21 protein-coding genes are annotated in these 21,235 nt (G+C 72.3%); 18 read left to right on the top strand and 3 right to left on the bottom strand.

Annotation, left to right across the window (positions count from 1 at the left end):
• Nucleotide 1: 1 nt before the first annotated feature.
• The 11 genes from rsmD to J1M64_RS19645 all read left to right on the top strand — a co-directional run bounded on the left by rsmD (nt 2) and on the right by J1M64_RS19645 (nt 9,042).
• On the top strand, nt 2–622 hold the full coding sequence (rsmD, locus tag J1M64_RS01655) for a 16S rRNA (guanine(966)-N(2))-methyltransferase RsmD (RefSeq protein WP_206472310.1): 621 nt from the start codon (nt 2–4) through the stop codon (nt 620–622).
• Nucleotides 619–1,092: a pantetheine-phosphate adenylyltransferase gene (coaD, locus tag J1M64_RS01650; protein ID WP_096905307.1), complete on the top strand. Its 474-nt coding sequence runs from the start codon at nt 619–621 to the stop codon at nt 1,090–1,092. The genes rsmD and coaD overlap by 4 nt, the downstream gene beginning before the upstream one ends.
• A 129-nt stretch (nt 1,093–1,221) precedes the next feature.
• A complete protein-coding gene (locus J1M64_RS01645) occupies nt 1,222–2,013 on the top strand; it encodes a DivIVA domain-containing protein (protein ID WP_119192434.1) in 792 nt (263 codons plus the stop codon).
• 23 nt (nt 2,014–2,036) lie between these two features.
• Nucleotides 2,037–2,636, top strand: a complete 600-nt coding sequence (locus tag J1M64_RS01640) for a DUF177 domain-containing protein (protein ID WP_067717567.1) — start codon at nt 2,037–2,039, stop codon at nt 2,634–2,636.
• Nucleotides 2,633–3,331, top strand: coding sequence for a ribonuclease III (gene rnc / locus J1M64_RS01635; RefSeq protein WP_206472308.1), 699 nt, complete (start codon nt 2,633–2,635; stop codon nt 3,329–3,331). Before J1M64_RS01640 ends, rnc begins: the two co-directional genes overlap by 4 nt.
• A gap of 1 nt (nt 3,332) precedes the next feature.
• A complete protein-coding gene (gene mutM, locus J1M64_RS01630; RefSeq protein ID WP_206472306.1) occupies nt 3,333–4,250 on the top strand; it encodes a bifunctional DNA-formamidopyrimidine glycosylase/DNA-(apurinic or apyrimidinic site) lyase in 918 nt (305 codons plus the stop codon).
• Between the two features lie 32 nt (nt 4,251–4,282).
• Nucleotides 4,283–4,813: an OsmC family protein gene (locus J1M64_RS01625; protein WP_206472304.1), complete on the top strand. Its 531-nt coding sequence runs from the start codon at nt 4,283–4,285 to the stop codon at nt 4,811–4,813.
• Nucleotides 4,810–5,100 carry an acylphosphatase gene (locus J1M64_RS01620; protein WP_067717574.1) on the top strand — a complete coding sequence of 97 codons (291 nt, stop codon included), beginning with the start codon at nt 4,810–4,812 and terminating at the stop codon, nt 5,098–5,100. Before J1M64_RS01625 ends, J1M64_RS01620 begins: the two co-directional genes overlap by 4 nt.
• Nucleotides 5,101–5,116: 16 nt before the next feature.
• Nucleotides 5,117–8,680, top strand: coding sequence for a chromosome segregation protein SMC (gene smc / locus J1M64_RS01615; protein ID WP_206472303.1), 3,564 nt, complete (start codon nt 5,117–5,119; stop codon nt 8,678–8,680).
• A gap of 45 nt (nt 8,681–8,725) precedes the next feature.
• Nucleotides 8,726–8,893, top strand: a complete 168-nt coding sequence (locus J1M64_RS19650; protein WP_241260937.1) for a hypothetical protein — start codon at nt 8,726–8,728, stop codon at nt 8,891–8,893.
• A complete protein-coding gene (locus J1M64_RS19645; RefSeq protein WP_241260936.1) occupies nt 8,857–9,042 on the top strand; it encodes a hypothetical protein in 186 nt (61 codons plus the stop codon). Before J1M64_RS19650 ends, J1M64_RS19645 begins: the two co-directional genes overlap by 37 nt.
• A 75-nt stretch (nt 9,043–9,117) precedes the next feature.
• Here J1M64_RS19645 and J1M64_RS01605 read toward each other — a convergent pair whose 3' ends face one another.
• The 3 genes from J1M64_RS01605 to J1M64_RS01595 are packed head-to-tail and all read right to left on the bottom strand — an operon-like array spanning nt 9,118 to nt 12,466.
• Nucleotides 9,118–9,861 carry a succinate dehydrogenase/fumarate reductase iron-sulfur subunit gene (locus tag J1M64_RS01605; RefSeq protein ID WP_206472298.1) on the bottom strand — a complete coding sequence of 248 codons (744 nt, stop codon included), beginning with the start codon at nt 9,859–9,861 and terminating at the stop codon, nt 9,118–9,120.
• Nucleotides 9,858–11,834, bottom strand: coding sequence for a fumarate reductase/succinate dehydrogenase flavoprotein subunit (locus J1M64_RS01600; protein WP_206472651.1), 1,977 nt, complete (start codon nt 11,832–11,834; stop codon nt 9,858–9,860). Before J1M64_RS01600 ends, J1M64_RS01605 begins: the two co-directional genes overlap by 4 nt.
• Complete coding sequence (locus J1M64_RS01595) at nt 11,831–12,466, bottom strand: succinate dehydrogenase cytochrome b subunit (RefSeq protein ID WP_206472649.1); 636 nt, start codon at nt 12,464–12,466, stop codon at nt 11,831–11,833. Before J1M64_RS01595 ends, J1M64_RS01600 begins: the two co-directional genes overlap by 4 nt.
• 194 nt (nt 12,467–12,660) lie before the next feature.
• Here J1M64_RS01595 and ftsY point away from each other — a divergent pair, with 194 nt between their 5' ends.
• The 7 genes from ftsY to J1M64_RS01560 all read left to right on the top strand — a co-directional run bounded on the left by ftsY (nt 12,661) and on the right by J1M64_RS01560 (nt 21,200).
• Complete coding sequence (gene ftsY / locus J1M64_RS01590; protein WP_206472297.1) at nt 12,661–14,130, top strand: signal recognition particle-docking protein FtsY; 1,470 nt, start codon at nt 12,661–12,663, stop codon at nt 14,128–14,130.
• A 184-nt stretch (nt 14,131–14,314) separates the two neighbouring features.
• Entirely contained in the window at nt 14,315–15,682 is a 1,368-nt protein-coding gene (locus J1M64_RS01585) for an ammonium transporter (protein WP_307872341.1), read from the top strand.
• Between the two features lie 28 nt (nt 15,683–15,710).
• Nucleotides 15,711–16,049, top strand: coding sequence for a P-II family nitrogen regulator (locus tag J1M64_RS01580; protein ID WP_067717588.1), 339 nt, complete (start codon nt 15,711–15,713; stop codon nt 16,047–16,049).
• A 193-nt stretch (nt 16,050–16,242) separates the two neighbouring features.
• Entirely contained in the window at nt 16,243–18,618 is a 2,376-nt protein-coding gene (locus tag J1M64_RS01575) for a [protein-PII] uridylyltransferase (RefSeq protein WP_206472296.1), read from the top strand.
• Between the two features lie 66 nt (nt 18,619–18,684).
• Nucleotides 18,685–20,265, top strand: a complete 1,581-nt coding sequence (gene ffh / locus J1M64_RS01570; RefSeq protein WP_120283498.1) for a signal recognition particle protein — start codon at nt 18,685–18,687, stop codon at nt 20,263–20,265.
• Nucleotides 20,266–20,457: 192 nt separating this feature from the next.
• Nucleotides 20,458–20,952 carry a 30S ribosomal protein S16 gene (rpsP, locus tag J1M64_RS01565; RefSeq protein WP_067717594.1) on the top strand — a complete coding sequence of 165 codons (495 nt, stop codon included), beginning with the start codon at nt 20,458–20,460 and terminating at the stop codon, nt 20,950–20,952.
• A gap of 5 nt (nt 20,953–20,957) precedes the next feature.
• Entirely contained in the window at nt 20,958–21,200 is a 243-nt protein-coding gene (locus tag J1M64_RS01560; RefSeq protein WP_067717596.1) for an RNA-binding protein, read from the top strand.
• Nucleotides 21,201–21,235: the final 35 nt, after the last annotated feature.

Below are 21,235 nucleotides of genomic sequence, written 5' to 3'. Positions count from 1 at the left end.
CATGACCCGCATCATCTCCGGCCGCCTGCGCGGGCTGACGATCACCGTGCCGCCGGCCGGCACCAGGCCCACCACGGACCGTGTCCGCGAGGCGCTCTACAGTGCCATCGGAAGTCGGGTCGACCTGGACGGCGCCGCCGCTCTCGACCTGTTCGCGGGCTCCGGCGCACTCGGGCTCGAGGCTGTCTCCAGGGGAGCCGACGTGGCGTGGTTCGTCGAGGAGAACCAGCGCGCGGTGGCGTGCCTGAAGAAGAACACGGCGGGCGCGTCGTCGTCGTTGTCGTTGTCGTCGTCGTCGTCCTCATCGTCGTCGTCCCCGCTCCGTCTCACAGTGAAGCGCGCGGCGTTACCCGCCGCGGTCCGTGGCCGGTGCCCCGTCGAGGGCGGATTCCACCTCGTCCTGGCCGACCCCCCGTACGAGCGGTCAGCGGAGCTGGACGAACCGGTGCTGGAGGCCCTGCTCGCCGGGGGGTGGCTCGCGGAGGACGCGCTCGTCGTGTGGGAGCGGTCGAAGCGGGACCCGGCCGTGCGGTGGCCGGGCGGGTACGAGGTCGTGTTCGAGCGCACCTACGGCGAGACCGCCGTGGAGATGGCCCGGCGTGTTGATACGGTCGCCCCATGACCACCGTCGTGTGCCCAGGCTCCTTCGATCCGGTGACCCTCGGGCACCTCGACATCATCCGGCGAGCCGCCGCGCTGTTCGACGACGTGATCGTGTGCGTGGTCGCCAACCCCAACAAACAGGGCACCTTCTCGATCGACGAGCGCAAGGCGATGATCGACGAGGTCTGCGCCGACATTCCCGGGGTGCGGGTGGACAGCTTCTACGGACTGCTCGTGGACTACTGCCGCGATCAGGGTGCCACCGCGGTGATCAAGGGCCTGCGCGACTCCACCGACTACGACTACGAGTTGCCGATGGCCCACATGAACCGTTCGATCGCCGAGATCGACACCGTCTTCCTGCCCACCCGGGCCGACCTGGCGTTCGTCTCCTCCTCGCTGTGCCGCGAGGTCACCCGACTCGGCGGCGACGTGTCCCACCTGCTGCCGGAGCCGGTCGCCCGCGCCCTGACGGAGCGCCTGGGCTGACGGGGAGGGGCGGGGCAAGCGGCGTCGGCCCGCCGGACCTACCGGACACACCGCCCACGCACCGGCCCGGCGACCTGTGTTGCGGGCACACTGGTGGGGCAAGAGTGACGATCCGGTGAAGGGACGAGCGTGTACCGAGTGTTCCAGGCCCTCGACGAGCTGAACGCGATGATTGAGGACGCCCGCAGTCTGCCCATGACCGCGAACTGCGTGGTGCCCCGGCACGAGTCCCTGCTGTTGCTCGACGACATCCGTGACTCGTTCCCCGGCGAACTCGACGACGCCCAGGACGTGCTGGACCAGCGCGACAGGGTGCTCGCGGAGGCCGATGCCACCGCCCGCGAGACGGTCGCCGCCGCCGACGCCGAGGCGGACCGCACCCTGCGCGAGGCGCGCGAGGACGCGGACGCCATGCTCGCCGACGCCAAGGCCCGCGCCGACCGCATGGTCGCCGAGGCGACCACCCACGCCGACGGGCTGGTGGGCGACGCCCGCGCCGAGTCGGCGGAGCTCCTCGACCGCTCGCGTCGGGACGCCGAGTCCACCACGAGCCGCGCCCGCGCGGAGGCAGACCGGCTCGTCGAACAGGCCAACATCCTCTACGACCGCACGATCACCGAAGCCCGGCAGGAGCAGCAGCGGATGCTGTCCGAGTCCGAGGTCGTCCGCATCGCCGACGAGGAGGCCGCGCGGGTGCGAGACGCCGCGCACGCCGAGAGCGAGCGTCGGCGCGAGGAATGCGACGCCTACATCGACGAGAAGATGGCCCGGTTCGAGGAGTTCCTCGGCACCACCATCCGCACCGTCAGCCGGGGTCGCGAGGAGCTGCACGGTGTCGCCCCGGTCGGGCGACGGGAGCCCACCGGCCGGCGGGGGGTCCGCGAGGACGAGCGCCCGGGCGACGGGTACGGGGACTACTGACCCCGGCGGGTAGTCTGCTGGGCGTGTCCACCACCTCCCGTACCCCCCGCCACGGCCGGCCCGCCGCCGATTCGCTCGTCCTCGACACCCGCGTCCTCGGACGCGCCCCCGGCTCGATGGTGCCGGTGCAGCGTGCCGCCGTCCTCCCCTCGGCCATCGGCGTGGAGTTCATCCGGATCCCCGAGGGCTCCGAGGTGGACCTCGACCTCATGCTGACCTACGTCGACGAGGGCGTGCTCGTCACCGGCTCGGTCACCGGTCGGGCCGAGGTCGAGTGCGCGCGCTGCCTGGGCGAGTTCTCCGCCCCGGTGGGCGTGGACCTGACCGACATGTACGCGGCCGAGGGCACCGCCGCGGCCGAGGCCGCCGAGCAGGACGAGGTCCGCCTGCTGGACGGCGACCTGCTCGACCTCGAGCCCGCGCTCGTCGACGCGTTCGGTCTGGAGTTCCCCATGTCGCCGACGTGCACCGACTACGGCCACGACGAGTGCATCAACCCGGACACCCCCGCTCCCGACGGCGTCTCCGGCGACGCCGAGGGCCGGATCGATCCCCGGTGGGCCGGGTTGGCGGAGAAGTTCGGGTCAACCGGAGCCGGCGACGCCGGTGAGGACCGCGCGTGACGGAGCAGCCGTCGCCACTGGACTCCGTCCTGGGGGTCGCCCTCCCCGTCGACCTCGCCACCCAGGCTCTGACCCACCGCTCGTACGCCTATGAGCACGGCGGCCTGCCCCACAACGAGAGATTGGAGTTCCTCGGCGACGCGGTGCTCGAGTTGGTCGTGACGGAACACCTCTACACGGCGTACCCGGATCGTCCCGAGGGCGACCTCGCCAAGATCCGTGCGAGCCTGGTCAACACCTATGTCCTGGCCGACATCGCCCGCGAGCTCGGTCCCGGCGGCCTGGGAGATCACCTGCGGCTCGGCCGCGGTGAGGAACTGACGGGCGGCCGCGACAAGCACTCGATCCTCGCCGACACCCTCGAGGCGGTGTTCGGGTCCGTCTACCTGACCCACGGGCTCGAGACGGCCCGGGGTCTGATCGAACGGATCATCGGTGACCGACTGCAGGTGGTCCCGCATCTGGGGGCGGCCCTCGACTGGAAGACCAGTCTGCAGGAGAAGTGCGCGTCGACGGGCAGGCCCAGGGTGCGGTACGAGATCACCTCCACCGGGCCGGACCACGACAAGACCTTCGCCGCGGTGGTGTTCGTGGGCGACGAGTCCCTGGGCGAGGGGACCGGTCGCACAAAGAAGGAGGCCGAACAGAAGGCCGCCGAGCAGGCGTGGGCCGCCCTGGACGGGACCACACGCTGACGTGCCCGAGCTACCCGAGGTCGAGGTCGTCCGCAGGGGCCTGGCCGATCACGTCGTCGGTCGTGCGATCACGTCCGTGGAGGTCACCGGCGCCCGCACCGCGCGCCGGCAGCCGGGCGGCGCCCCCGAGATCGTCGCGCGTCTGACCGGCCGCACCGTCAGCGGCGCCCGGCGTCGCGGCAAGTACCTGTGGCTCACCCTGGACTCCGACCACGCGGCGGGGGCGGACTGCCTGCTCGTACACCTGGGGATGAGCGGGCAGATGTTGGTCGCCGAGGGCGGTGCGCCGCCGGTACGCCATCTGCACGCGCGAGCCGAGCTCGACGACGGCAGGGAGCTGCGTTTCGTCGATCAGCGGACGTTCGGCGGGTGGACCGTCGTCCCACTGGCGGAGGCTCTCGACGGCACGGGGGAGCTCCTGCCCGCGCCGGCCGCCCACATCGCGGCGGACCCGTTCGAGCCCGGGTTCGACCCCCTCGTCGCCGCCCGGACGATCCGACGCCGGGACACCGAGATCAAGCGCCTCCTGCTGGATCAGACCGTGGTCTCGGGGATCGGCAACATCTACGCCGACGAGGCCTTGTGGCGCTCCGGTCTCCACGGCCGCCGGCGGTCCGGCGCCGTGACACTCCGCGCCGTGACCGGGGTCCTCGAGCACGCCCGCGAGGTGATGGCGGACGCGCTGGCGGCCGGCGGCACCTCATTCGACGCGCTGTACGTCAACGTCAACGGCGCCTCGGGGTACTTCGATCGCTCCCTCGACGTCTACGGACGGGCGGGCCTGCCGTGCGCGCGGTGTGGGACGGCCGTGGTGCGGGAGGACTTCATGAACCGCGGTTCGCACTTCTGCCCGGTCTGCCAGCCCGCGCCACGCCGGTCCCGCCCGCCACGTCGGTCCCGCGCGCCGCGGCGGGGCTGAGGTGGCCCGCTGACCGGTCGTACGATGACCGCATGACTGAGTCGACGCCCCCCACCCCCACGCAGACGCCCGCGCCGGCCGCCCCGCAGGCGGCGCACCCCGCTCCCGATCTCCGTGTCGAACGCACCGGGACCCGACGCTACGTGGGGACATCTTCCCGGGGAGCCCGGGTCGAGATCGGCTCGGCCGACGTCGAGGGGGTGTTCACCCCGGGGGAGTTGCTCAAGATCGCGCTCGGGGCCTGCACGGCCATGGCCTCCGACTTCACGATCTCCCGCCGGTTGGGTGACGACTACGCCGCGACCGTTCGCGTCTCCGGAGACGCCGACCGCGAGAACGAGCGATACCCGCTGCTGGAGGAGAGCTACGAGCTCGACCTGTCCGGGCTAGACCCGGCGATGGCCGAGCGACTGGTGGCGATGATCCGGCGCTCGGTGGACAAGGCGTGCACCGTCGGCCGGACCCTGACCGCGGGGACCGAGATCGCGCTGGGGTTCGAGACCGGCGGCGCCGACGCCGAGACCGGCGGCGCTGACGCCGGAAACGGGGGCGGCGCGGCATGAGCGCACCGGATCCCGACCAGGTCCGGTTGGTCGCCTGGGTCCACGGCCGCGTCCAGGGCGTGGGCTTCCGCTGGTGGACCCGCAGTCGGGCACTCGAACTGGGCCTGAGCGGGTACGCGGCCAACAAGCCGGACGGTCGCGTCCACGTGGTGGCGGAGGGACCGGAGTCGGCGTGCCGTGACCTGGTGGAACTTCTCCGCGGCGGCGGGACCCCCGGCCACGTGGACCTCGTCGTCGACACCTGGGAGCCGGCCCGGGGCGGACTCCCGGGATTCGTCGAACGCTGACCTAGGATCGACAACCGTGTATCTCAAGTCGCTGACGCTCAAGGGCTTCAAGTCCTTCGCGGCGCCGACGACCCTGAGATTCGAGCCCGGAATCTGCTGCGTGGTGGGGCCCAACGGGTCGGGCAAGTCCAACGTCGTCGACGCCCTGACCTGGGTCATGGGCGAGCACAGTGCCAAATCGCTGCGCGGCGGCAAGATGCAGGACGTCATCTTCGCGGGGACCACGGGAAAGCAGCCGCTCGGCCGCGCCGAGGTCACCCTCACCCTGGACAACTCCGACGGCGTGCTGCCGATCGACTACGCCGAGGTGTCGATCACCCGCCGGATGTTCCGCGACGGCGCCGCGGAGTACGAGATCAACGGCGACCGCGCCCGACTCATGGACGTGCAGGAACTGTTGTCGGACTCAGGGATAGGCCGCGAGATGCACGTCATCGTCGGCCAGGGCAAGCTCGCCGAGATCCTCGAGTCCAAGCCGGAGGAGCGCCGGGCGTTCATCGAGGAGGCCGCCGGCATCCTCAAGCACCGGCGCCGCAAGGAGAAGGCCCAGCGCAAGCTCGCCGGGATGCAGGGCAACCTGGACCGGTTGAACGATCTCACCACCGAACTGCGGCGCCAGCTCAAGCCGCTGGGGCGGCAGGCCGAGGTCGCGCGCCGGGCGCAGACCATCCAGGCGGACCTGCGCGACGCCACGTTCCGCCTCGCCGCCGACGACCTGGTCACCCGTCGACGCGAGCTCGCGGATGCCGAGAGTGTCCGCTCCCGGTTGGCGGACCAGGTCGCGCAGGCGGTCGACCGCAGGGACGAGCTGGTGCGGGCCGTCGCAGACACCCAGGCCGAGCTCGATCGGTTGACCCCGGACGCCGACGCTGCGCAGCAGCGGTGGTTCGCCCTGTCGACGTTGGCCGAGCGGGCCCGCGCCACCGCCCGGATCGCCGCCGACCGCGCGCGGTCGCTGGCCGCCGAGGTCGCCGTGCACCACGGCACCGACCCGGACGAGCTCGACCGCCAGGCCGAGCGGGCCGCCGCGCACGAGGAGGACCTCGCCGCTCAGGTCGACGCCGCCGCCGAGAAGGCCCGTCTGGCGACCGAGGCGTTGGGACGGGCCGAGTCGACGCTCGCCGCGCTCGAGGCCGAGCACCTCAAGGCCGTCCGGGCGATCGCGGACCGCCGGGAGGGCGTGGCCAGGCTCGCGGGCAAGGTCGAGACCCTCGCCGCGAGAGTGGAGTCCACCCAGGCGGAGATCGCGCGCGTGGACGCCGAGGCGGAGGTCGCGCGCACCGCCGTGGTCGACGCCGAGGCCGAGTTCGACGCCGTCCACGCCAGGGTGGGGGCGCACGAGCAGAGCGAACGGACCCTCGACGAACACCTGGGGCGGGCCGAGCGCGCCCACCTCGCGGCACGGGCCCGGCTCGCGGAGTTGCAGGGGATCGAGCGGGAGGCCGACCAGCGGATCGCGCGGCTGGCCGCCCGGATCGAGACTCTCGAGCAGAACAAGGGCGCCGGGGACGGCGCCGAGTGGGTCCTGCGGCATCTCGGGGCCGACGCCGTCGCCGGGACGGTGGGGGAGATGCTCGGCGTCCGCGACGGGTGGGAACGCGCCGTGGGGGTCGCCCTCGGGCCGGCCGTCGACGCGGTGGTCGTGGACACCTCCGTGAACCGCCGGCAGGTCCTGGCGGCCCTGCGGGAGGCCGACGCGGGCCGGGCGGGTCTCGTGGGAGCCGGGACGCCGGGTGGCGACTACCGACTGGAGGTCGACCTGGTCGGCGGGGCATGCTGGGCGCTGGACGTGGTGGACGTCCCGGAGGACCTCGTGGCGGCGGTGACCGCCCTGTTGGTCGACGTGGTCGTGGTCGACGACCTCGCCGCCGCCCACGCCCAGGTCGAGGCGGACCGCCGCGTGCGCGCGGTCACCCGCGACGGTGAGCTGGCCGGTGCGGGGTGGACCGTGGGCGGGTCCGCGTCGGGGCGCACCGGGTTGGAGATCCAGTCGGCGATCGACGCCGCGGTCGTCGAGCGCGACGCCGTTCGGGCCGAGATCGAGACCACCCGCGCCGAGTTGGCCGGCGCGTCGGCCGAGGACACCGAGCGGGCGGACCGGTTCTCCGAGACGCTCGCCGCCATCAGCGAGTCCGACGCCGCGATCGAGGAGATCTACGCGGAGCTCGCCCGTATCGGCCAGCGGCGCCGTCGCGCCGAGGCCGAGGTGCGGCGCCTGGAGCAGACCCGCCGGATCTCGGTGGACAAGCTCGACGCCGCGCGCGCCGAACACGCCGAGCTGACCGACCGACTCGCCAGGGCCGGGGACGACGACGAGGTCCGGCCACCCGAGGACGACGGGCGTGGTGCCGCGCAGGCCGCGGTGGCCTCGGCCCGGGCCGCGGAACTCGAGGCCAGGCTCGCCCACCGGTCCGCCGAGGAACGGGCCGCCGGCGTCCGCGGCAAGTCGGCGTCCCTGCGGCGGGCCGCGCAGGCGGAGCGCGAGTCCCGGGCCCGGGCCGCCAGGGCGGCGGCGCAGCGGCGCCGCGGCGCGGAGGTCGCCGGCGTGGTCGACGAACTCAGCGGGCGGCTGCTCTCGCGGCTCGACGAACTCATCACCGCCGCCGGAACCGAGCGGGACCGGCTCTCGGCCGCGCGCGCCGAGGCCACCGCCGGTGTCGCCGCGCTGCGCGGTGATCTCGCGGCGGCCGAGTCCGAGGTCTCGAGGCTCGGCGACGCCGCCCACCGCGACGAGATCGTCCGGGCGCAGCTCGAGGTCAAGGTCTCGGAGCTCGAGGCGGCGGTGCTCGAGCGTCACGGTATCGAACCGCAGGCCCTCGTCGAGGAGTACGGCCCGGACGTGGACCTGCCGCCGTCGGCGTTGGAGATGCAGGAGTACGAGGCGGCTCGCGAGCGAGGCGAGGACGTGACCCCGCCGCCGCCGATGCCGTTCGTGCGCGCCGAACAGGAGCGTCGTCTCAGGTCGGCGCAGAAGGACCTGGCCACCCTGGGCAAGGTCAACCCGCTGGCGTTGGAGGAGTTCGCGGCGCTGGAGGAGCGCTACGCGTTCCTGTCCACCCAGCTCGACGACGTGAAGAAGGCCCGGTCCGACCTCGAGGGGGTGATCGACGACGTCGACGAGCGCATCGAGCAGATCTTCACCGAGGCGTGGGTCGACGTCGAGCGCGAGTTCCGGGGTGTCTTCTCCACGCTCTTCCCCGGAGGGGAGGGGCGACTGATCCTCACCGAGCCGGAGGACATGCTCGCCACCGGGATCGAGGTGGAGGCGCGGCCACCGGGAAAGAAGGTGAAGCGGTTGTCGCTGCTGTCCGGCGGCGAGAAGTCGCTCACCGCGGTCGCCATGCTGGTGGCGATATTCAAGGCCCGCCCCAGCCCGTTCTACGTCATGGACGAGGTCGAGGCGGCGCTCGACGACACCAACCTGCGGCGGCTCATCGGGCTGTTCGAGCAGCTGCGGGAGACCAGCCAGCTCATCGTCATCACCCACCAGAAGCCCACCATGGACGTGGCCGACGTGCTCTACGGCGTGTCGATGCAGGGCGACGGCATCTCCAAGGTCATCTCCCAACGCATGCGCTGACTCCTCGCGGCGGCCCTGCGGTGTCGGATTCGGCATCATGGGGTCATGCCTCAGAGAGAACTGTTCATGGACCCCAGTCTGGCGCGCGCGGCGCGCGCGTTGTGCCTCGTCTCCACCAAGGTGGTGGCGCTGCGCTCCGGACTGGACGAGCAGCGGATCCGCGAGTACGAACGGGAGTGGGCGCACTCGACGCGGCCGAGGTGCAGGCGTTGACCGACGCCCTGACCTACTTCGGCGCCCGGTTCATCCCGGAGAGCGACCGAGGGGGAGTGGGTGTGCGTCGCAAGTTCACGCGGACCAAGGTCGAGATGATCGACACGTGGGAGGCAGAGGGCGGCCCGGTCGGGGAGGACGACGTCTAGGTCACGGACGGCCCGGTCGTCGCCCGAGTGCGACGTGCCGGCCTCCGTGCACGTGCCCGAGGCGTCGCCGCTCGCTCACGAGCGCCGGAAGACCGCCCGGAGCCGTTCACGGTTGACCACGCCGATCGCCCGCAGCGGGATCCCCGCCGGGCACACCCGCGAGCACTCCCCGTAGAGCGAGCAGGGACCGAACTCCTCGTCGGCGGCGCTGACCATCTCGCGGGCGCGGGCCGAGCGGTCGGCGCCCGCGACGGGCATGAGGGCGAGGTGCCCGAGTTTGGCCCCCACGAACAGGTTGGCCGAGCCGTTGGGGCAGGCCGCCACACACGCCCCGCACCCGATGCACGCCGCGAAGTCCAGTGCGGTCTCCGCCGTGTCGTGACCCTGGAGGGTCGAGTCCGCGTCCGGGGCGGCGCCGGCCGGGATTCCCACATGGGCCGCGGACTCGACGACCCCGTCCAGAGCGGACCGGTCCACCACCAGATCGCGGATGACGGGGAACACGGCGGCGCGAAGCGGTTCGATGCGCAGGGTGTCCCCGTCGGCGTAGGGGGTCAGTCGCTGGTGACACGACGGGGTGTTCTCCGCGGGACCGTGCGGGCGACCGTCGACGGTGACGCCGCAGGCCCCGCAGATGCCCTCGCGGCAGTCGGAGTCGAACGCCACCGGTTCGATGCCCGCGTCCACCAGGTCGCCGTTGAGGACGTCGAGCAGCTCCAGCACACTCATCTCCGGCCGTGCGTCGCGGACCTCGAACTCCTCGTACCGTCCGGCCTCGTGTGGCCCGGACTGCCGCCAGATGCGCAGGGTCAGTCTCATCGGTAATCCCTCGCGGTGGGGGCGACCGCCGAGAACTCCAGCGGTTCGGCGTGTCGGGTGAAGGACCGGGGCCCGCCACGGTCATCGCCCTCGGAGGCCCAGGCGGAGGTGAAGGCCCACCGACGGTCGTCCCGCCGGGCCTCGCCGTCGGGCGTCTGGTGCTCGTCGCGGAAGTGGGCGCCGCACGATTCGTCCCGGTCCAGCGCATCCACGCACATCAGTTCCGCCAGTTCGAGGAAGTCGGCGACCCGCCCGGCCAGTTCGAGCACCTGGTTGAGGTGACCGCCTGTGCCCGTGACCCGCAGGTCGGTCCAGAACCGGGTCCGCAGGTCACGGATGCGCTCGATCGCCCGGGTCAGGCCGTCGGCCGTCCGTGTGACGCCGCACCCCGAGTAGAGGATCTCGCCGAGCTCACGGTGGAAGTGCTCGGGCCCGGTCGAGCCGCCCACCGCGAGCAGGTTCCGCACCCGCGACCGGGCGCGGGCCACGGCGGCCACGACCACCTCGTCGTCGTCGCCCGGTAGGTCGTCCCCGAGGCGGGTGGCCAGGTGCGCCGGCACCGAGTAGGGAAGGGTGAACCACCCGTCGACGCTCGCGCTGAGCAGGGAGTTGGCGCCGAGCCGGTTCGCGCCGTGATACGCCCAGCCGCATTCGCCGCCGACGAACAGGCCGGGGATCGACGTCTGCAGGTCGAAGTCGCTCCACAGCCCGCCCATCGTGAAGTGGCACGTCGGCGCGATGCGCATGGGTACGGCGTACGGGTCCTCGCCGGTGGCGTGGGCGTACATCTCGAACAGGTTGCCGTAGCGCTCGGTGATCGTCCCCCGGCCGTCGCGGGCCAGGGCGTCACGGAAGTCCAGGTAGACGGAGTTGCGGCGTGGCCCCACCCCTCGCCCGGCTCGGATCTCGGCGGTGATCGCCCGGGAGGCCACGTCGCGGGGCACGAGGTTGCCGAAGGCGGGATAGCGGCGCTCGAGGAAGAAGTCGCGGTCGGCGTCCGGGATCTCACCGGGCGGCCGGTCGTCGCCGTCGTGGAGCGGGACCCAGACGCGGCCGTCGTTGCGCAACGACTCGCTCATGAGGATCGTCTTGGCCTGCCAGTCGTTGTCCTTGGGCAGCGCGGTGGGGTGGAACTGCACGAACGACGGTGAGGCGAACAGGGCCCCCCGCTGGTGCGCGCGCCACACCGCCGACGCGTTGGAGTGGATCGCGAGCGTGGAGTCGTGGAAGACGGTCCCGTAGCCGCCGGTCGCGAGGACGACCGCGTGCGCGGTCTCGGCCCGGATGTGGCCGGACACCAGGTCGCGGACCACCACACCGTGGCACCCCGAATCGTCGACGACGAGGTCGAGCATCTCGTGGCGGGTGTGCAGCGTGACGGCGCCGGCACGGATCTGCCGCTGCAGCGCCGAGACGCCCGCGAGCTGGAGTTGTTGGCCGGTCTGACCGCGGGAGTAGTACGTGCGCGAGACCTGCACGCCGCCGAAGGACCGGGTCGACAGGACGCCGCCGTACTCGCGTGCGAAGGGGGTCCCGATGGCGGAGAAATGATCGATCACCCGCGCGGATTCCTCGCCCAGCCGGAACGCCTCGGCCTCCCGCCCACGGAAGTCCCCGCCCGAGACGGTGTCGGCGACGAACCGGGCCACGGAGTCTCCGTCCACCCGGCGGCCGCGGGCGGCGTTGATCCCGCCCTGGGCGGCCACGGAATGCGCGCGCCGGGCGGCGTCGTGGTAGGTGAACGCGGTGACCCGGTAGCCGAGTTCGCCGAGGGCGGCCGCCGCGCCGGCCCCGGCCAGGCCCGTGCCGATCACCACCACGTGGAGGTGGCGGCGGTTGGCCGGTGCGACCAGGCGGTAGGCGTCGCGACGCCTCGCCCAAGCGGAGGCCGGGTCGCCCCCGGGTGTGCCGGAGCTCAGCACGTGTCCCTGTCGTGCGTCGGGCACGAGGACGGGGGGCGGGGTGAAGGTCACGTCAGCCACCCGGCCTGGACCGCGATCGGGATAGCGGCGTTGCCCAGCAGCACGGCCACCGCGGCGATCCCGCCCACGGTCGTGATCACCGCCCGGCTCCGGACGCCGGTCACCCCGAGGTCGCCGGCCGCCGTGCGGACGCCGTGGGCGACGTGCAGGGCCAGCAGCACCATGGTGATGCCGTAGAAGGCCGCGACCCAGGGCCGCGAGAAGCTGGCGACCAGATTGGCGTACGCCGTACCGGGCTCGAACGCCTCCGACGCGGCGGGGGCGGTGCCCGTGGTCATGTCGAGGACGTGGAAGACGACGAAGAGCAGCAGCACCACTCCGGTGAGCAGCATCGAGCGGGCGCCGAACGAGCCCGCCGTCAGCCCCGTCCGCCGGCGGTGCGGGCCCGCGGACGCGTGGGAGCGCCGCACCAACACCACCGCGCACCAGACGTGCGCCACCAGACCCAGGACCAGCACGACGCGCAACGCCCACAGGACGCCCTCGTGGGGGACGAGGGGGTACAGCAACGTCCGCAGCCACGCGGCGTAGGCGTCGAAACCCGTGGCCCCGCCGAACACTTTGAGATTGCCGACCATGTGCACCACCACGAAGGCGGTGAAGAGCAACCCCGTCACCGCCATGATGGTCTTGGCGAGCCAGGTGGGCGGGGCCGGGGCCCGGCGGAGGGGGCGCTGGCGTACGGACGTACCCCCTGGCTGGGCGGCGAGCTCGACCACGTGGGCTCCTCCCCGGACGACGACAGGCGCCAGTCTAGGTCCGCCACAGCCCCCCGGGACCGAGATGGCAACGGGTGCGGTCGGCCATACTGGGCACCGTGACTACCACCACCTGGATCATCATCGCCGTCGCCGCGGTGCTGCTGCTGGCCATCATCGCCCTCGTCGTGGGTCTGCAGCTGCGCAAGAAGCGGCAGATCTCCCTCACCAGGGCCGCCGAGCGCAAGGAGCTCACCCGCGAGGAGCGCTCCGGCAACTATCAGGCCGGGACGGGGTTCTCGTTCGCCCAGGGAGGGGGCGGCGCCACGGCGGCCCCGCCCAGGGAGCCGGTGCGCCGTGACCCGACGCCGCGGGAGGACCTGCCGCCGGCGACACCGGCCCCACGGCCCCCCGCGCCGCCGTCCGCTGCGACGGGGGCGGCCCCCGCCGCCGAACCTGCGACCGCGCCGGACACCGCGCCCGAGACAGCCGTCCCCGCGCCCGAGCCGGACGTCGATCCCGGCCCGACCGAGGCCACCGAGGTCGTCGAGCCCGCCCCGGTCGAGCCCGTCGTGGTCCCGCCCGAGGTGCCCGACGAGGAGATCCCGGCGCCCCCGGAGACGGTGACCGGGACCCCGGAGCCGGTCGCCCCGGTCGAGCGCATCGACCCGGCCGCCGGCCGCCTCGACCGCCTGCGGGGCCGCCTCGCGCGGTCGCAGAACACCGTGGGCCAGGGCCTGCTGGGTCTCCTCGGCGCCGGCGATCTCGACGAGGACGCCTGGGAGGAGATCGAGGACACGCTGATCATGGCCGACCTCGGTTCGGCCACCACCGAGCTCGTCGTGGACCGCCTGCGGGCGGAGATCGCCACCCGACAGGTCCGCACCGAGGCCGAGGTGCGCGATCTGCTGCGGCAGACCCTCATCGACAACCTCCACCCCGAACTCGACCGCTCGCTGCGTGCGCTGCCGAACGACGGGACGCCGGCCGTCCTCCTCGTCGTCGGCGTCAACGGCACCGGCAAGACCACCACAACCGGCAAACTCGCCCGCGTCCTCGTCGCCGACGGTCGTGAGATCCTCCTCGGCGCGGCGGACACGTTCCGCGCCGCCGCGGCGGATCAGCTCCAGACCTGGGCCGAGCGGGTGGGCGCCGAGGTCGTCCGCGGCAAGGAGGGCGCGGATCCCGCCTCCGTCGCCTTCGACGCGGTGACCCGCGGGGTCGAGACCGGCGTGGACGCCGTGCTCGTGGACACCGCCGGTCGGCTCCACACCAAGACCGGCCTCATGGACGAGCTCGGCAAGGTCAAACGAGTGGTGGAGAAGAAGACCCCCGTCGACGAGGTCCTGTTGGTGATCGACGCCACCACCGGACAGAACGGGCTCATGCAGGCGCGCGTGTTCAAGGAGGTCGTCGACATCACCGGCGTCGTGCTCACCAAGCTCGACGGCACCGCCAAGGGCGGCATCGTGTTCCAGGTCCAGCACGAGTTGGGGGTGCCGGTGAAGCTCGTCGGACTGGGCGAGGGCGCCGACGACCTCGCGCCGTTCACCCCCGAGGCGTTCGTCGACGCACTTCTCGGCACGTAGGTCCCGGGATTCGCGACCGGGATACGCGACCGGGCGGCCAGGACACACGACCGGAACCTGGGACCCGGGCGCGTTACAGCCCCGAAACATCACGGCGCATCCGGTGCAACACGACCAAGGAAATCTTCATGTCGACGGGGAGCGAAGAGTCGCTCACCACGTACGAGACGAGGAGGACCGCACCGTGATAGGTGACAGTGTCGCGTTGCTCGCCCAGGAGGCGACGCCGGAGATCGATACGGGAGACACGGCCTGGATGCTCATCGCAGCATCCCTGGTACTGCTCATGACGCCCGCCCTGGCGCTCTTCTACGGCGGCATGTCCCGGCAGAAGTCCGTGCTGAACATGATGATGATGTCGTTCGGCGCGATGGGCGTGGTCGGCGTGATCTACCTGCTGTGGGGATGGTCGATGTCCTACGGCAGCGAGTCGGTCCTGGGGCTGTTCGCCAACCCCTTCGAAATGTTCGGGCTCTCCGGGGTGATCGGTGACGCCACCGAATGGGCGGTCTCCGGCTCCGGCGCCTACCCGCAGGTCGTCGACGTCGCCTTCCAGGTGACCTTCGCGATCATCACCGTCGCGCTCATCTCGGGCGCGATCGCCGAGCGCGCCCGGTTCGGCACCTGGCTGGCGTTCGTCGGCGTCTGGGTGACCCTGGCGTACTTCCCGCTCGCCCACATGGTGTGGGGCGGCGGACTGCTCTCCCACTCGGACAGCGGACTGGCGGCCATGATCTTCGGGACCGTCGACGACGGCGAGGGCGGGCTGACCGCCGCCGTGGCGCCCGTCGACTTCGCCGGCGGAACCGTCGTGCACATCAACGCCGGTATGGCCGCGCTCGTCCTGGTCCTGCTCGTCGGCAAGCGGCTCGAGTTCGGTCGCACCGCCTACCGCCCGCACAACCTGCCGCTGGTCATGCTCGGCGCCGCCCTGCTGTGGTTCGGCTGGTTCGGGTTCAACGCCGGTTCCGCGTTCGGTGCCAACGGCGCGGCGGGCCTGGCGTGGGTCAACACCACCGCCGCCACCGCCGCCGCGATGCTCGGCTGGCTCCTCGCGGAGCGTATCCGTGACGGCCACGCCACCAGCCTCGGTGCCGCATCCGGCGTGGTCGCCGGCCTCGTGGCCATCACCCCCGCCGCCGGTTCCGTCCACCCGCTCGGCGCGATCGCCCTCGGTGCGATCGCGGGCGTGCTGTCCGCGCTGGCCGTGGGCCTCAAGCACCGCTTCGGCTACGACGACGCCCTGGACGTGGTGGGCGTGCACCTGGTCGCAGGACTCTGGGGCACCATCGCCATTGGCCTGTTCGCCACCGGCACCTTCGGAACGGACGCGGGAATGTTCTACTCCGCGGATGGCTGGCGACTCCTGGTGGTCCAGATCGTGATCGCCGTGGCCGCCCTCGTGTTCACCGCGATCATGACCGCGATCGCCTGGGCGATCTGCCGGCCGCTCGGCTGGAGGATCGACAAGGCCGACGAGCAGGCGGGCATCGACGGTGCCCAGCACGCCGAGAGCGCGTACGAGGCCTCCACCAACGCGCTCATCCGCTGAGCCGACCCCTTCGAAAGGAACCCACGACATGAAGCTCGTCACCGCGATCGTCAAACCGTTCACGATCGACGACGTCAAGGCAGCACTGGAGCAGGCCGGTATCCACGGCCTCACCATCAGCGAGGTCCAGGGATACGGACGCCAGAAGGGCCACACCGAGGTCTACCGCGGCGCCGAGTACGCCGTGGACTTCGTCCCCAAGATCAGGGTGGAGGTGGTGGTCGACGACGAGACCGCCGGCACCGCGGTCCAACTGATCGTCGACGCGGCCCGGACCGGAAAGATCGGCGACGGCAAGGTCTGGGTGACCCCCGTCGAGAGCATCGTGCGCGTCCGCACCGGTGAGGAGGGCACGTCCGCGATCTGACCCTCGGGCAGAACCCGGCGCGCGGTCGCCCCGTCACAGGGGCGGCCGCGCGCCGTCGTGTACTGCGGACGCCACCCTCGCCCGGTCCCGCGCAGACCGTGCGCAGCCGTTCACAAAGGTGAAACCTGTACGCCCCGAGGCGGTGACATGGAGGCGACATTGTGGACCCGACGGATGAGGGAAGGGGAGTGCCATGGCGGTCACGGCCGACGGCGAGCGCGCCACGGCGCTGCGGGCGGGACGCGAGCGGATCCTCTCCGCCCCGCGTGAGAGCCTGCCCGCCGCGCCGTTGAGGGACGCCCTGTGCGAGCTCTACGAGATGGAGCTGGGACGGCTCGCCGACGAGGCCGGGATCGGCCCGGGGTCGGGGTTCGCCCTCATCGCGTTTGGCGGGTTGGGACGCCGGGAGGTTCTGCCACACTCGGATCTGGACCTCGTCCTGGTTCACGAGCGGCGGCCGGACCGTGACGTGGGCGAGCTGGCCGACGCACTGTGGTACCCGCTGTGGGATTCCGGCGTCGGACTCGACCACAGTGTCCGCACGGTCGACCAGTGCCTGGCCGTGGCCGCTGCCGACGTCTCCGTCGGGCTGAGTCTGCTGGACGCGCGCGTGATCGCTGGCGACGCGGATCTGGGAGCGCTCGTCGTGGACGGCGCCCGCCGGCAGTGGCGGGACCAGATCGCCTCCCGCTTCGACGACCTCGTCGACGCGGCGGCCGCCCGGCGCCACCGGGCCGGGGTGATCGCGCACCGCAGCGAACCCGACCTGAAGAACGGGGCCGGTGGGCTCCGCGACGCGCAGCTGGTCGCGGCCCTGGGCCTGGCCCACCTCAGCGACGGTCGGCCCGTGGTCCCCGGTGGGATGGCGCGCGCGCACCGGCTGGTGCTGGACGCCCGGACCGAACTACACCGGGTGAGCGGACGCCCCCGCGAGGTGCTGCACGCCGAGTACGGGGACGAGGTCGGCGAGGCGCTGGGCCTGGGGGACCGGTTCGATCTCGCCCGGGCGCTGAGTGACGCCTCCCGGACGATCGCGTTCACCGCGGACCAGGCGATCCGTGGCTCGTGCGCGGCGCTGTCCTCCCGGGGACTGACCGGCCTGCTGCGGAGGTCGCCTGTCCGTCGGCCCCTCGACGACGGGGTGGTGGAACATGCGGGGGAGGTGACGCTCGCCCGCGCGGCCCGCGCGGCCGACGACCCCTGGCTGGCGCTGCGGGTGGCCGCGGCCGCGGCCCGGTTCGGGCTGCCGATCGCGACCTCCACCCTCGGTGTCCTCGCCGAACGCTGCCCCGTCCCGGACGGTCAGTGGCCGGCGGAGGCCCTGTCGGACCTGCTCGTGCTCCTGGGCTCGGGTGAGGCGCAGATCCCCGTGCACGAGGCGCTCGACCGGTGCGGGTTGTGGGAACGGCTGCTACCGGAATGGGCGGGGGTGCGGGATCTGCCCGCCCGCGACCGCGCGCACATCTACACGGTCGACAGGCACCTGGTGCAGACGGCCGTGGAGGCGTCCCGACTCACCACCTCCGTCGCACGCGCGGACCTCCTGCTGCTCGCGGCGCTCCTGCACGACCTCGGGAAGAGCCGGGACGGCGACCACAGCGAGAACGGGGCGGACATGATCCGCCCGATCTGCGCGCGGATGGGCCTCGGGGGCCGCGACACCGAGACCCTCACGCGCATCGTGAGGCACCATCTGCTGCTCCCCGCGACCGCCGCGAGACGCGACCCCGCCGACCCCGCCACCGCCGAGGCCGTGCTCACCGCGCTGGACCGGGACGCCGTCGCCCTCGACGTGTTGGCCGCGCTCACCGAGGCGGACTCGCTCGCGACCGGGCCGACGGTCTGGACCACAGGCCGTGCCGGGGCCCACGCCGCGCTCGTGGCGGCCTGCGGCAAGGCGCTCGGCCCCCGTCCCGCCGCGGTGCAGGCGCCGACTGTGAACGCCTCTCGGCGGCACGGTCCGCCGGACGTCGTGGTGGACCTCCGGGCGGCGGACACCGGCACCACACACGAGGTCACTCTCGTCGTCCCCGGCGGGGGCCGCTCGCTCGCGGTGACCGCGGAGGTCCTGGCCGCCCACAGGCTGGAGATCGTGGACGCGGAGATCGACCTGCGTCCCCCGGGCGGGATGCGCGCGAGGATGACGGTCTCCACCCGCTTCGGAGACCCGGTGGACGGACGCGTACTCCGGCAGGATCTGCGCCGCTCGATCGACTCCGGGCTCCCCGGGCCGCTTCGCGCCGCGCTGTCCCGGGGGGCGGCGCTGGCGATCGGACCCCCGCAGGCCAGATCCTCCGTCCTGATCTCGCACCGGACCGACGCCGACGGCGTGCTGATGGAGGTGCGGTCGGAGGACCGGCCCGGCCTGTTCGCACGGGTCGTGGCCGCGATCATCGAAGCCGGCGCCCGCATCGACTGGGTGGTGGTGCGCACCAGGGGAGCGGCCGTGGAGGACGTGTTCGCGCTCTCCGGCCCCGGAGCGGTGTTGAGTACGGCCGGTCAGGTGGAGGCGTTGCTGCCACGACGTGATCCCACGACGCCCGCCGGGGCGCATGCCGATACCCTGTGATCAGTCGTCGCCGACGACACCGGGAACCGTGCGCGCTCCCGGGCCGCGAACCAGGGAGCTGTTGCCGTGTTCGAATCCTTGTCCGACCGCCTCACAGGTGCGCTCAAGGACCTGCGCGGAAAAGGTCGGCTCAGCGACGCCGACATCGACGCGACGGCCCGCGAGATCCGCCTGGCACTGCTCGAGGCCGACGTCGCCCTGCCGGTGGTGCGCGAGTTCATCGCGCGGGTCAAGGAGCGTGCCAAGGGCGCGGAGGTCTCCGAGGCGCTCAACCCCGCCCAGCAGGTCGTCAAGATCGTCGACGCCGAACTCACCGCCATCCTCGGCGGGGAGGAGCGGCGGATCGAGTTCGCCAAGCAGCCCCCGACGGTCATCATGCTGGCGGGTCTGCAGGGCGCGGGTAAGACCACCCTGGCGGGCAAACTGGCGCACTGGCTCAAGGGGCAGGGGCACACACCGCTCCTGGTGGCCTGTGACCTGCAGCGGCCGGGAGCGGTCGACCAGCTGCAGATCGTCGGTGAGCGTGCCGGAGTACCCACCTTCGCCCCGCACCCCGGGACCTCCGTCGGGGGCGACGGCGAGGTGATCGGTGTCCAGGAGCCGGTGTCCGTCGCGCAGCGCGGATTGGCTCACGCCCGCGCCAAGATGCACGACGTCGTGATCGTCGACACCGCCGGTCGACTCGGCATCGACGAGGAGATGATGGCCCAGGCCCGGGGGATCCGGGATGCCGTCCAGCCCCACGAGACCTTCTTCGTCCTGGACGCGATGATCGGTCAGGACGCGGTGGTCACGGCCGAGGCCTTCCGTGAGGGCGTCGGCTTCACCGGTGTCGTGCTCACCAAGCTCGATGGTGACGCCCGCGGTGGCGCCGCGCTGAGCGTCCGCGAGCTCACCGGGACGCCGATCATGTTCGCGTCCGACGGCGAGAAGCTCGAAGACTTCGACGTCTTCCACCCCGACCGCATGGCCAGCCGCATCCTCGGGATGGGCGACGTGCTCTCGCTCATCGAGCAGGCGGAGACGGTCTTCGACGCGCAGGAAGCGGAGAAGACCGCCGCGAAGATCGGCTCCGGCGAGCTCACGCTCGAGGACTTCCTCGACCAGATGTTGATGATCCGCAAGATGGGGCCCATCGGGAACCTGCTCGGCATGCTGCCCGGCGGCAAGGAGATGAAGGCCGCCGTCGGCGACATCGACGAGAAGTACCTGGACCGCATCCAGGCGATCATCCGCGGCATGACCCCCGAGGAGCGCGCGGACCCGAAGATCATCAACGGCTCGCGCCGCCAGCGCATCGCGAACGGTTCGGGGGTCACGGTCACCGACGTCAACCAGTTGGTCGACCGGTTCTTCGAGGCCCGCAAGATGATGAGCCGCATGGCGGGCCAGATGGGGATGCCCGGGGCGGGACGCAAGAACCAGCGCAAGGGCAAGAAGGGCAAGGGCAAGGGGAAGGGCCGCGGTCCCACCCCGCCCAAGCAGCGGGGGATGATGCCCGGGGGGATGCCGGGGATGCCGCCCGGGATGCCCGGTATGCCGCCCGGCGGGATGCCCGACCTGTCCCAGTTGCCGCCCGGACTCGACCAGCTCCCGCCGGGGCTGGAGGGGATCGACCTCAACGACCTGAAGTTCCCCAAGCGCTGACCGGTCCGTCCGACGCGTCGATTGGTGCCCACCGTCCCGGCCTGTCTAGACTGGTCCGCTGGACGCCGTCACCGGTGGACCCTCGTGGGTCCGTGCCGAACGGCGGTCACCCGGAAGGCGAAACCGGGCCCCGCCAGCAGGGCGGGCGCCGCTGAATCGCCACGTGACCCGCAACAGAAAGCGAGACGCCTCATGGCCGTCAAGATCAAGCTCACCCGCCTCGGCAAGATCCGTAACCCGCAGTACCGGGTCGTCGTCGCCGACGCCCGCACCCGCCGCGACGGGCGCGCCATCGAGACCATCGGTCTCTACCGCCCCAAGGAGGAGCCGAGCTTCATCCAGATCGACTCCGAGCGCGCGCAGTACTGGCTCGGTGTCGGCGCCCTGCCCACCGAGGCCGTCGAGCAGCTGCTCAAGATCACCGGCGACTGGCAGAAGTTCAAGGGGATCGAGGGCGCCGAGGGCACCCTGAAGACCGCCGAGCCCAAGCCCTCGAAGCTGGACCTGTTCAACAAGGCCCTCGAGGACGCCCAGGGCGAGCCGTCCGCTGAGGCCATCACCGCCAAGCGCAAGGCCGAGAAGGCGAAGAAGGACGAGGCCAAGAAGGCCGAGCAGGAGGCCGCGAAGGCCGCCGAGTCCGGCGAGGGCGAGGCCGCGTCGGCTGACGCCGAGACCGCCGAGGCCTGAGACAGATGAATGACATGGTCGTCGACGCCGTCGACCACCTCGTCCGCGGAATCGTGTCGGACCCCGACGCGGTGTCCGTCCGGTCGAGTGGTGGTCGGCGCGGCACCGTGATCCGTGTGGCCGTCGCGCCCGAGGATCTCGGCCGTGTCATCGGTCGGGGTGGCCGTACCGCCTCCGCGATCCGGACCATCGTCTCCGCCGTCGGCGGCGACGGTGTCCGGGTCGACGTGGTCGACACCGACCGCTGACCCCGCCCGTACACGTCGGCAATCGGAGGACCTGG

The organism is Dietzia sp. KRD202, from assembly GCF_017168155.1.
Taxonomy (GTDB): domain Bacteria; phylum Actinomycetota; class Actinomycetes; order Mycobacteriales; family Mycobacteriaceae; genus Dietzia; species Dietzia kunjamensis.
This window is presented reverse-complemented; position numbering and strand designations above follow the sequence as displayed.

Coding starts and splice junctions, on each gene's coding strand:
- rsmD (WP_206472310.1), top strand. CDS start 2: ATGACCCGCATCATCTCCGGCCGCCTGCGCGGGCTGACGATCACCGTG.
- coaD (WP_096905307.1), top strand. CDS start 619: ATGACCACCGTCGTGTGCCCAGGCTCCTTCGATCCGGTGACCCTCGGG.
- J1M64_RS01625 (WP_206472304.1), top strand. CDS start 4,283: ATGACTGAGTCGACGCCCCCCACCCCCACGCAGACGCCCGCGCCGGCC.
- J1M64_RS01620 (WP_067717574.1), top strand. CDS start 4,810: ATGAGCGCACCGGATCCCGACCAGGTCCGGTTGGTCGCCTGGGTCCAC.
- J1M64_RS19650 (WP_241260937.1), top strand. CDS start 8,726: ATGCCTCAGAGAGAACTGTTCATGGACCCCAGTCTGGCGCGCGCGGCG.
- J1M64_RS01605 (WP_206472298.1), bottom strand. CDS start 9,861: ATGAGACTGACCCTGCGCATCTGGCGGCAGTCCGGGCCACACGAGGCC.
- J1M64_RS01595 (WP_206472649.1), bottom strand. CDS start 12,466: ATGGCGGTGACGGGGTTGCTCTTCACCGCCTTCGTGGTGGTGCACATG.
- J1M64_RS01580 (WP_067717588.1), top strand. CDS start 15,711: ATGAAGCTCGTCACCGCGATCGTCAAACCGTTCACGATCGACGACGTC.
- J1M64_RS01575 (WP_206472296.1), top strand. CDS start 16,243: ATGGCGGTCACGGCCGACGGCGAGCGCGCCACGGCGCTGCGGGCGGGA.
- rpsP (WP_067717594.1), top strand. CDS start 20,458: ATGGCCGTCAAGATCAAGCTCACCCGCCTCGGCAAGATCCGTAACCCG.
- J1M64_RS01560 (WP_067717596.1), top strand. CDS start 20,958: ATGAATGACATGGTCGTCGACGCCGTCGACCACCTCGTCCGCGGAATC.